Genomic DNA, 10,369 nt, shown 5'->3' on the forward strand with positions numbered 1-10,369 from the left:
AGACAGTAAAGTTAAAAGAGGTTTCAGAAGAGACTTCACTCGTGTTCGTATCACGAAAATAGCTGCTTAATAGCATAAACTAAGGAGATTTCAGATGGCACATAAGAAAGGTCAAGGTAGTACACAGAATAATCGTGACTCAGCTGGTAGAAGACTTGGTGTTAAGAAGTATGGTGGAGAAGCTGTAGTAGCTGGTAACATCATCGTTCGTCAAAGAGGAACTAAAGTTCACCCAGGTAAAAATGTTGGTATGGGAAAAGATCATACTCTATTTGCACTAGTTGAAGGTGTTGTTAAATTCGAAAGAAAAGACAAAAAACGTCAACAAGTTTCAATAGTACCTGCTGCATAATTCCACAATATTTAGGCTTCGGCCTGAATGTTTCTACCCCAATTATTAGGTTTACACCTAAACAATTAAAATATTTAACAATTTACTCTTTTTAAATCCAAGTGAATTTTTAAGTATTAATAAGTAATAAACCAAGGATATCAAAATGTTTACAGATAGTGTCGAATTAACAGTTTCATCAGGAAAAGGTGGACAAGGGTGTGTAGCATTTCGTCGTGAGAAGTTTGTATTAAACGGCGGTCCTAATGGTGGAGACGGTGGAAGAGGCGGAGATATCTGGTTTAAATGTGACAACAATACACATACGCTCTCTCATTTTCAAAAAAGAATGCATATAAAAGCAGATAACGGAAGACCTGGAGAAGGATCTCGTATGACGGGCAAATCAGGTGATAAAAAAGTTATTATCGTACCTCCTGGGACTCAGATTATAGATATAGAAACAGGTGAAGTTCTTTTTGATATGTTGACAGACGGACAGGAAGAGAAGTTTTTAGAAGGCGGAAAAGGCGGACTTGGAAATACTCACTTTAAATCACCGACAAACCAAAGACCTACTTATGCTCAACCGGGTGAAAAAGGTGAGACGAGAGCTATAAAACTAGACCTTAAACTGATAGCTGATGTTGGACTTGTAGGTTTTCCGAATGTTGGAAAATCAACACTAATCTCAACAGTCTCAAATGCTACTCCTGAGATTGCCAACTATGAGTTTACAACACTGACACCGAAACTCGGTCAAGTAAATATCGGTGATTTCGAATCATTTGTAATGGCGGATATTCCTGGTATTATCGGTGGAGCTCACGAGGGTAAAGGTCTTGGGATTCAGTTTCTCAGACATATAGAGAGAACCAAAACTCTTTTATATATGATAGATTTAGCTTCATATAGAGATTTGCAAGAGCAGATAGAAGTACTAAAAGATGAGATTAAATCATTTAGTGAAAAATTGGGTGAAAGTAAATATGCTATTGCACTGACAAGAGTAGATATAGTTCCGCCTGATGAAATCAACGATCTTGTTAACGGTTTTTTAGAACTTCTCGGTTTGGAACCAAATAAGGGAAGCGAGTTTGATTTTGACCCGACTATGCCATACTATGTGCAAGATTCTGCGGATGAGACATTAGGATACGATAAAACAAAACCATATCTTGTAGCTCCTATATCTTCGGCGACAAATAAAAATATAGAAGCACTTAAATATGCTCTGTTTAACCTAGTACAAACGGATAGAAAATAGAATGAAACGCGTAGTTGTTAAAGTTGGTAGTGCTGTTTTAACACAAGGAGATAGCGTTGCATTAGATAGAATGCAGGCTTTGGTGGATTTTTTAGTAGAGCTAAAAAAAAGCAATGAAGTTATTTTAGTATCTTCAGGTGCAGTTGCAGCAGGGTATACTAAGCTTCAACTAGACCGTGGTGTGCTTAAAAACAAACAAGCTCTGGCATCTATTGGTCAGCCTGTACTTATGCATAAGTATGCTCAAAAATTTGATGATCACAACATTATCATCTCACAGGTTCTTGTGACTGCCGCAAACTTAAATAAAGCGGAAGATATACAGAGGATTAGAAACACTGTTGATACTCTGTTATCAAACGGCGTGATACCTATTGTAAATGAAAATGATGCAACCGCAACGGAAGAACTTGTTGTTGGAGATAACGACCAGCTTTCAGCCTACATTACGAAACATACAGATTCTGATATTTTAATCATTCTATCAGACATAGATGCATATTATGATGAAGATCCTCACAAAAACAAAGATGCAAAGGTACTAAAAGTCGTAAACAGTATTGATGAGTGTGCTCTGCAGAGAGAAGCAACTCCTCACGGCACATTTGCTACAGGCGGTATCGTTACAAAGTTAAAAGCTGCTAATTACCTTTTAGCATCTGATATTGATATGTTTTTAGCGAGCGGATTTGATCTTAGTGATGTTAAAAGTTACATGATAAATGGACATCATTCAGGCGGAACACTCTTTACAAACGGTGATGTATAGATGAAAATTATTTTTATGGGCACACCTGATTATGCAGAACAAATCTTACAAAAAATCATAGATACAGATGGTATGGAAGTAGTTGCTGTTTATACTCAACCTGATAAACCGGTTGGACGAAAAAAGATTATGACTCAGCCTGTCGTAAAAACTCTAGCCCAAAAACATGATATAGCTGTATATCAGCCAAACAGATTAAGAGATGCAGACACTGTAGAAGAACTTTTAAAGATAGAGTGCGATTACATCGTTGTAGCTGCTTACGGACAAATACTTCCATTAGAAATCTTACAGCATGCTCCATGTATAAACCTTCATGCGTCTATACTTCCTGCATACAGAGGTGCAAGCCCTATTCAGCAGACTCTTTTAAACGGGGATAAAAAAACAGGCGTCACTGCGATGCTGATGGATGTCGGATTGGACACAGGTGATATTTTAAAGATACAAGAGATAGATGTAAGTGATGATGAAATGGTTGAGACACTATTTGAAAGACTTACAACCACCGCGTCTGAGCTTACTATAGATGTTTTAGAAAACTTTAACTCATATACTCCAATAAAACAAGATGACTCATTATCTACTCACTGTGTAAAAATTACTAAGCAAGACGGTGAAGTCAGTTTTACCAATGCTACAGAGCTTTACAACAAGTACCGTGCGTTTACGCCATGGCCAGGAATATATTTAGAAAGTGGTTTGAAGCTAAAAAGTATAAAGCTTGAAGAAAAAGATTCTGTTAATGAAGGCGGAAAAATAATCTCTATAGATAAAGATAGTATAGTTGTCGGATGCGAAAAAGGAAGTGTAAGAATCTTTAAAGTACAACCTGCTTCTAAGAAAGAGATGGATGTCCTTTCTTACATCAACGGTAAGAGACTTAGCTGTGAAGACACTTTATCTTAAGACAATAGGCTCAACTCAAAAACATCTAAAAGAGCTTATAAAAGCAAAAAAGATAGAAACACCGTTTGCGGTAATAGCAGATGCTCAAACAGATGGCATAGGAAGTAGAGAAAACAGCTGGAACTCACTTGAAGGAAATCTGTTTTTATCTTTTGCAATAGAGCTTGAAAATCTTCCAAAAGATTTAAAACTTGAATCCGCATCTATATATTTTGCTTATATCTTAAAAACTGTACTTAATGATTTCAATTCAGAAACTTGGTTAAAATGGCCCAATGATTTTTATGTAAAAGATAAAAAAATCGGCGGTATGATTACAAATATTGTAGATAGTGTACTTATTTGCGGGGTCGGGTTAAATTTGGTAACACAGCCCAAAGGATTTGAAAAGTTAGATGTAGAGGTAACTAGAGAAGATTTAGTTAAAAAATATTTCAAAAAAATCGAAAAAAATGTTTCATGGAAGCAAGTTTTTAGTAAATATGAGCTAGAATTTTACAAGAATAAAAACTTTTTTACACATAATAAAAGTTTAAGAATTCCATTGGAAGATGTAAATCTTCAGAGTGATGGTTCGATAGTGCGCAATGGCGAAAGGATATATGGTCTAAGATGAGTGAAGTAATAGTAATTGCAAATCAAAAGGGTGGGGTCGGTAAGACGACTACTGCCGTAAACTTAGCTGCGTCACTTGCTGTTGCAGAAAAAAAAGTGCTTTTGATAGATTCAGATCCACAGGCCAATGCCACGACATCTTTGGGTTTTCATCGTAATGATTATGAGTTTAATATCTATCATGTGCTTATCGGGACTAAAAAACTAAAAGACATTATTTTAAAATCAGACCTGCCTACACTTCATCTGGCACCTTCAAATATAGGTCTTGTCGGAATTGAGAAAGAGTATTATGACAATGATAATAAAGACGGTCGTGAACTTGTATTGAAAAGAGCTATAGCGAATGTTCAAAAAGATTATGACTATATCATTATAGATTCTCCTCCGGCGCTTGGACCGATGACTATAAATGCTCTTTCAGCATCTAACTCTGTAATTATTCCTATTCAATGTGAATTTTTTGCACTTGAAGGTCTTGCACAACTTTTAAATACAGTTAAGCTTGTAAGAAAATCAATAAACCCAAAACTAAGTATAAAAGGTTTTTTACCGACTATGTTTAGTGCTCAAAACAATCTTTCAAAACAGGTCTTTGCTGATCTGTCTCAACACTTTAAAGGTAAACTATTTAAAGACTCTAAAGATAAATACATAGTAGTTCCAAGAAATGTAAAACTTGCGGAAGCTCCATCATTTGGAAAACCGGCAATTTTATATGATGTAAAATCTGTAGGCTCGATAGCTTACCAAAATCTAGCACAAACGATAATAGCATAATGAAGTCTCAAAAACTAGGTCGTGGATTAGATGCCCTATTGGGTGAAATAGATGAAGCATATGAAAATGAAGGTTCATATAGAGATGCAGTTATAGAACTCTCTTTAAAAGATATCAAGCCAAATCCTTATCAGCCAAGAAAACATTTTGATGAAACTTCTCTTATGGAACTTGGCGAGTCTATTAAAAATGACGGCTTGCTTCAGCCGATTGTGGTTACTGAAGATATTGACGGCTATATATTAATCGCAGGCGAGAGAAGACTTCGTGCATCTAAATTAGTCAAGTTAAAAACAATACGTGCAATACTTCTTAACTCTGATGAGCAAAAGATGAGACAATTCGCTCTAATTGAAAATATTCAAAGAGATGAATTAAATGCAGTGGAACTTGCAGAGTCATACAGTGAACTTATCAAAATGTATAATGTCACACAAGAAGAACTTGCTAGTAAAATACACAAAAGCAGAACACACATTACTAATACTATAAGACTTTTGCAACTGTCTCCAAAAACACAGAAAGCTTTAGTTGAGAAAAAAATCACTGCGGGACATGCAAAAGTATTAATCGGTCTTGATGAAAAACAACAACAGCTTATGGTTAATTCTATAATCGGTCAAAAACTTAGCGTTAGAGAAGTAGAATCAATTATTAAAAATATTAAAGACACAAATAATATTCCTACAGCTAAAAATGATGTAGTTGAATATGATTTTTCAAAAATTAAAGAAAAATTTGATTTTTTAGGACTAAAAGCAAAGTCTTCTAAGAACAAATTGACTATAGAATTTGAAAATGAAAGCCAAATAAGCGATTTTCTTCAATATCTCTCAAAATAGTCTTTAAAGACTGTGTATATTCACTACTCTTTATAAAAATTATAAAATTCTTTAAAATTCTTTCATAATTTAACTATCCTTTCAATTTCGACATAGTATAATCACGCAACTTTTAGGAGGTGCTATGTTAGATATAAATCCGATACTACTTTTAGCTACATTTGTTGTATTTCTTTCACTAATCGCCGTTCTAAACAGTTGGCTTTATAATCCATTATTTAGCTTTATGAATAAAAGAGATGATGACATTAAAAAAGATCTGCAAAAAGTAGGTAATAATGATGATGAAATTAACGAACTTAATTCAAAAGCTCAATCAATAATTACAAACGCTAAACTGGAAGCTGCGGCCCTAAGAGAGAAAGTAATAGAAGATGCTAAAGAGTTAGCAGATAGTAAGTTAGAAGCGAAGCGTGCTGAATTAGCTAGCCAATATTTAGAATTTGAGCAGTCAATTGCTGAATCTAAAAAACAATTAACAAGTGATCTGATGTCACAAGTTCCATTGTTTAAAGAAGCTGTAAAAGCTAAATTTAGTCAAATATAAGGATGTGGTGTGAGTAGAATTTTACTATTAATTATAATGATATCAACTTATGCATTAGCATCTAGTGGTGCAGAGAGCGGAGGAACAGACATTGTTCAAAGAACAGTAAACTTTTTACTATTTTTTGGTCTTGTATGGTATCTTGTCGCAGAGCCTGCTAAAAACTTTTTTAGTGCGAGAAGTCAGGGAATCGCTGATGAATTGCAAAAAGTTCAAGATAAGTTAAATGAGTCTATTTCTCTTAAAAAAGAAGCTTTAACTAAAATTTCTGATGCTGAGAAATTTGCAGAAGAATTAATTGCTACTTCAAAAAAAGAAAATAAGATATTAAATGACAATATCATGCTTCAATGCGAAGCAGACTTAGAAAATATGATTAGGCATAATGCATCGTTGATGGAGTTTGAACAAAGAAAAATGGTTCGAACTGTTGTTGAAGATGTTCTAAACGAAGTTCTAAGTCAGAGTGCTGACAGTTTTGATAAAGAAGCTATGGCTAATGTTATCTTAAAGAAGGTGGCATAATATGGAAGAATTAATTGCAAAAAGATATATCAAAGCTCTAAAACAGAGTTCTGATGCTCAAACAATGCAAAATATGACTGTAGTATTTTCAGCTTTGGCTGAATCATTCAATGACGCAAAGTTCATGCAGATTATTGATAACCCTATGGTAACTAAAGAAGAAAAAGCAGAAATCCTTTTAGCTGCAGTAAAACCTGCTGAGTCTGAAAGTATTAATTCTTTAATCAAACTACTTGTTGAAAAAAACCGTACTTCTATTATTCCTGCTTTAGCAGAAGGAATGAGAAAAGATACAGCAGATACAAGTAAAACTTACGCGGGTGTTGTATATAGTGACAGCGATTTAGATGCAAAAGTCATACAAGATTTAAGTAGTGGTTTAAGTAAAAAATTTGATTCAAACATCTCATTAAATTTTATTAAAGATAATTTTAATGGTATTAAAGTGGATGTAGAAGATCTTGGTGTAGAGATTAACTTTTCTAAAACAAGAATAAACAATCAAATTATAGAACATATAATAAAAGCAATTTAACTTCATGAGAGGAGAAAAGTAGTGGTAGCAAAAATTCAAGCTGATGAAATCAGCTCAATAATTAAAGAGCGTATCGATAACTTTGAATTAAGTGTTGATATTAACGAAACAGGTAAAATTGTTTCTTATGCTGATGGCGTTGCACAGGTTTACGGACTAAGTAATGTTATGGCTGGTGAAATGGTAGAGTTCGAAGAGGGAACTAAAGGTTTAGTAATGAACCTTGAGGAGAGCGCAGTAGGTGTTGTTATTCTCGGACTTGGTGTAGACTTAAAAGAGGGTATGTCAGTTAAAAGACTAGGTCGTCTTCTTAAAGTTCCAGTTGGTGATGCACTTTTAGGTCGTGTTGTAAATGCACTTGGTGAGCCAATTGACGGTAAAGGTCCAATCGAGACAACTGAAACTCGTTTCGTTGAGGAGAAAGCACCTGGTATTATGGATAGAAAATCTGTTCATGAGCCATTAGCAACTGGTATTAAAGCAATTGATGCACTTGTTCCAATCGGTAGAGGTCAAAGAGAGCTTATCATCGGCGACAGACAAACTGGTAAAACAACAGTTGCGATCGATGCTATCATTAACCAAAAAGGTAATGGCGTTGTTTGTATCTATGTTGCTGTTGGTCAAAAAGAATCAACTGTAGCGCAGATTATCCGTCGTTTAGAAGAGCATGGTGCATTAGAATACACAATCATCGTTTCTTCTACTGCAGCTGAAGCAGCAGCACTTCAATTTTTAGCTCCATATACTGGTGTTACTATGGGTGAGTACTTCCGTGACAATGCAAGACATGGTCTAATTGTATATGATGATTTATCTAAGCATGCAGTTGCATACCGTGAGATGTCACTTATCCTTCGTCGTCCTCCGGGCCGTGAAGCATACCCTGGCGATGTTTTCTATATTCACTCTCGTCTTTTAGAAAGAGCTGCAAAAGTTTCAGATGAAAGAGGTGCAGGTTCTTTAACTGCTCTTCCTATCATTGAGACACAAGCTGGTGATGTTTCGGCATATATTCCAACTAATGTTATCTCTATTACAGATGGTCAGATTTTCCTAGAGACTGAACTATTCAACTCAGGTGTACGTCCGGCGATTAACGTTGGTCTTTCTGTATCTCGTGTTGGTGGTGCTGCTCAGATTAAAGCTACTAAGCAAGTTGCCGGTACTTTACGTCTTGACCTTGCTCAGTATCGTGAACTTCAAGCATTCGCTCAATTCGCATCTGACCTTGATGAAACATCTCGTAATCAACTAGAGCGTGGACAAAGAATGGTAGAAGTTCTTAAACAAGGACCTTTCTCTCCACTATCTGCTGAGAAGCAAGTTGCTATCATTTTTGCTGGTAATGAAGGTTTCTTAGATGATTTCGATGCATCTAATGTTGTTCGTTTTGAAGCTGAATTGTATCCGTTTATTGAAGCATCTTATCCTCAAATTTTTGAGAATATCAGAAGCACTTCAAAAGTAGATGACGATACTAAAGCACTTTTAATCAAAGCACTAGAAGAATTCAAAGCTACTTTCGTAGTAGCGTAAGGAAAACTTTATGGCAAACTTGAAAGATATTCAGAGACAGATAAAGAGTGTCACTAACACTCAAAAGACGACTCGTGCAATGAAGCTTGTATCAACTGCTAAGCTTCGTCGTGCAGAAGAGCTTGCAAAACGCTCTCGTCTTTATGCTGCAAAAATGAATCAGGTTATTGCCGAAATAGCTGGACGCATAAAATGTAACAAAGTTGGAGGAATTGACAATCGCTGTTTTATAGAGATTGAAAACCCAAAAATGGTTGACATTATTTTTGTAACTGCTGATAAAGGTTTATGCGGCGGTTTTAATATTCAAACTATTAAAGCTGTTAAAAAACTTATTAAAGAGTATAAAGATAAAAATGTAAAAGTGCGTTTACGTGGTATCGGTAAAAAAGGTGTTGAATTTTTTAAATATAACGAAGTCGAGATGTTTGACACAGTTACTAATTTAAGTTCAAAACCTGATAAAGAGAGAGCTGACGAGTTCATTATGACCTCTATTGAAGATTACAAAGATGGTAAAATCGATGGTCTTCATATTATCTACAACGGATACAAAAACATGATAACTCAAGAGTTACATGTTAATAATGTATTGCCTGTGGATACAACTCAGTTTGAGTGTACTGATGTACAAAACTCAATACTTGAGGTGGAAGCTCAAGATGAAGAGCATATGCTAGACTCTTTAGTTAGTAAATATGTTGAATATGCTATGTATTATGCACTTATAGATTCAGTTGCCGCTGAGCACAGTGCTAGAATGCAGGCTATGGATACAGCTACTAACAATGCAAAAGAGATGGTTAAGTCATTAAATGTCGAGTATAATAAAGCTAGACAAGCAGCTATTACTACGGAACTTATAGAGATTATAAGTGGCGTAGAGTCTATGAAATAATGGAGAAAAATATGATTGGTAAAATAAGCCAGGTTATGGGCCCGGTTGTTGATGTTGATTTTGATGGTTATCTTCCAATAATTAATGAAGCAATCGAAGTTCAAATTAGTTTAGAAGGTACTGAAACTCGTTTAGTACTTGAAGTTGCAGCTCACTTAGGTGATGGCCGTGTAAGAACAATTGCGATGGATATGAGTGAAGGTCTAGTTCGTGGAATGGAAGCTACAGCTACCGGTGCTCCTATTAAAGTTCCGGTTGGTGAAAAGGTACTAGGTCGTATCTTTAACGTAATTGGTGAAACTATTGATGGTGGAGAGCAAGTTTCTGATGCTCCTACCTGGTCTATTCACCGTGAGCCTCCAGCTCTAGTTGAACAATCTACTACTACAGAGATGTTTGAAACTGGTATCAAAGTTGTTGACTTACTTGCTCCTTACTCTAAAGGTGGTAAAGTTGGTCTATTCGGTGGTGCAGGTGTTGGTAAAACAGTTATTATTATGGAGCTTATTCACAACGTTGCAATGGGTCATGACGGTCTATCTGTATTTGCTGGTGTTGGTGAGAGAACTCGTGAAGGAAATGACCTTTACCATGAGATGAAAGATTCTAATGTACTTGATAAAGTTGCACTGTGCTACGGTCAGATGAGTGAGCCTCCGGGAGCACGTAATCGTATCGCTCTTACTGGTCTTACTATGGCTGAGTACTTTAGAGATGAGAAGAACCTTGACGTACTAATGTTCGTTGATAATATCTTCCGTTTTGCTCAATCAGGTTCTGAGATGTCAGCACTTCTTGGTCGTATCCCTTCA

12 protein-coding genes and 2 pseudogenes are annotated in these 10,369 nt (G+C 35.6%); all 14 read left to right on the forward strand.

What is annotated here, in order from left to right:
* A pseudogene (locus tag ABYK18_RS11785) lies at positions 1-70 on the forward strand (50S ribosomal protein L21); the annotation flags it as partial.
* Between the two features lie 24 nt (positions 71-94).
* Positions 95-352 carry a 50S ribosomal protein L27 gene (gene rpmA, locus ABYK18_RS11790; protein ID WP_373036875.1) on the forward strand — a complete coding sequence of 86 codons (258 nt, stop codon included), beginning with the start codon at positions 95-97 and terminating at the stop codon, positions 350-352.
* A 145-nt stretch (positions 353-497) separates the two neighbouring features.
* Positions 498-1,598: a GTPase ObgE gene (gene obgE / locus ABYK18_RS11795; protein ID WP_373036876.1), complete on the forward strand. Its 1,101-nt coding sequence runs from the start codon at positions 498-500 to the stop codon at positions 1,596-1,598.
* A gap of 1 nt (position 1,599) precedes the next feature.
* Entirely contained in the window at positions 1,600-2,367 is a 768-nt protein-coding gene (gene proB / locus ABYK18_RS11800; RefSeq protein ID WP_373036877.1) for a glutamate 5-kinase, read from the forward strand.
* Positions 2,368-3,276, forward strand: coding sequence for a methionyl-tRNA formyltransferase (gene fmt, locus ABYK18_RS11805; RefSeq protein WP_373036878.1), 909 nt, complete (start codon positions 2,368-2,370; stop codon positions 3,274-3,276).
* A complete protein-coding gene (locus ABYK18_RS11810) occupies positions 3,257-3,892 on the forward strand; it encodes a biotin--[acetyl-CoA-carboxylase] ligase (RefSeq protein WP_373036879.1) in 636 nt (211 codons plus the stop codon). Before fmt ends, ABYK18_RS11810 begins: the two co-directional genes overlap by 20 nt.
* Positions 3,889-4,671 carry a ParA family protein gene (locus tag ABYK18_RS11815; RefSeq protein ID WP_373036880.1) on the forward strand — a complete coding sequence of 261 codons (783 nt, stop codon included), beginning with the start codon at positions 3,889-3,891 and terminating at the stop codon, positions 4,669-4,671. Before ABYK18_RS11810 ends, ABYK18_RS11815 begins: the two co-directional genes overlap by 4 nt.
* Positions 4,671-5,513, forward strand: coding sequence for a ParB/RepB/Spo0J family partition protein (locus ABYK18_RS11820; protein WP_373036881.1), 843 nt, complete (start codon positions 4,671-4,673; stop codon positions 5,511-5,513). Before ABYK18_RS11815 ends, ABYK18_RS11820 begins: the two co-directional genes overlap by 1 nt.
* 124 nt (positions 5,514-5,637) lie before the next feature.
* On the forward strand, positions 5,638-6,060 hold the full coding sequence (locus ABYK18_RS11825; protein WP_373036882.1) for a FoF1 ATP synthase subunit B': 423 nt from the start codon (positions 5,638-5,640) through the stop codon (positions 6,058-6,060).
* Between the two features lie 9 nt (positions 6,061-6,069).
* Positions 6,070-6,585, forward strand: a complete 516-nt coding sequence (locus tag ABYK18_RS11830) for a F0F1 ATP synthase subunit B (protein WP_373036883.1) — start codon at positions 6,070-6,072, stop codon at positions 6,583-6,585.
* A 1-nt stretch (position 6,586) separates the two neighbouring features.
* Entirely contained in the window at positions 6,587-7,120 is a 534-nt protein-coding gene (locus ABYK18_RS11835) for a F0F1 ATP synthase subunit delta (protein ID WP_373036884.1), read from the forward strand.
* Positions 7,121-7,141: 21 nt separating this feature from the next.
* A complete protein-coding gene (atpA, locus tag ABYK18_RS11840; protein WP_373036885.1) occupies positions 7,142-8,659 on the forward strand; it encodes a F0F1 ATP synthase subunit alpha in 1,518 nt (505 codons plus the stop codon).
* Positions 8,660-8,669: 10 nt separating this feature from the next.
* Positions 8,670-9,557: an ATP synthase F1 subunit gamma gene (gene atpG / locus ABYK18_RS11845; RefSeq protein WP_373036886.1), complete on the forward strand. Its 888-nt coding sequence runs from the start codon at positions 8,670-8,672 to the stop codon at positions 9,555-9,557.
* Between the two features lie 11 nt (positions 9,558-9,568).
* Positions 9,569-10,369 (forward strand): annotated as a pseudogene (locus tag ABYK18_RS11850) (F0F1 ATP synthase subunit beta); the annotation flags it as partial.

This window comes from Sulfurimonas sp., assembly GCF_041563495.1.
In the GTDB taxonomy this organism is placed as follows: Bacteria; Campylobacterota; Campylobacteria; order Campylobacterales; family Sulfurimonadaceae; genus Sulfurimonas.

Bases quoted from the DNA above. Each gene is read 5' to 3' on its own strand.
- rpmA (WP_373036875.1), top strand. From the start codon at position 95: ATGGCACATAAGAAAGGTCAAGGTAGTACACAGAATAATCGTGACTCA.
- atpG (WP_373036886.1), top strand. From the start codon at position 8,670: ATGGCAAACTTGAAAGATATTCAGAGACAGATAAAGAGTGTCACTAAC.
- fmt (WP_373036878.1), top strand. From the start codon at position 2,368: ATGAAAATTATTTTTATGGGCACACCTGATTATGCAGAACAAATCTTA.
- obgE (WP_373036876.1), top strand. From the start codon at position 498: ATGTTTACAGATAGTGTCGAATTAACAGTTTCATCAGGAAAAGGTGGA.
- ABYK18_RS11825 (WP_373036882.1), top strand. From the start codon at position 5,638: ATGTTAGATATAAATCCGATACTACTTTTAGCTACATTTGTTGTATTT.
- ABYK18_RS11815 (WP_373036880.1), top strand. From the start codon at position 3,889: ATGAGTGAAGTAATAGTAATTGCAAATCAAAAGGGTGGGGTCGGTAAG.
- ABYK18_RS11835 (WP_373036884.1), top strand. From the start codon at position 6,587: ATGGAAGAATTAATTGCAAAAAGATATATCAAAGCTCTAAAACAGAGT.
- ABYK18_RS11820 (WP_373036881.1), top strand. From the start codon at position 4,671: ATGAAGTCTCAAAAACTAGGTCGTGGATTAGATGCCCTATTGGGTGAA.
- proB (WP_373036877.1), top strand. From the start codon at position 1,600: ATGAAACGCGTAGTTGTTAAAGTTGGTAGTGCTGTTTTAACACAAGGA.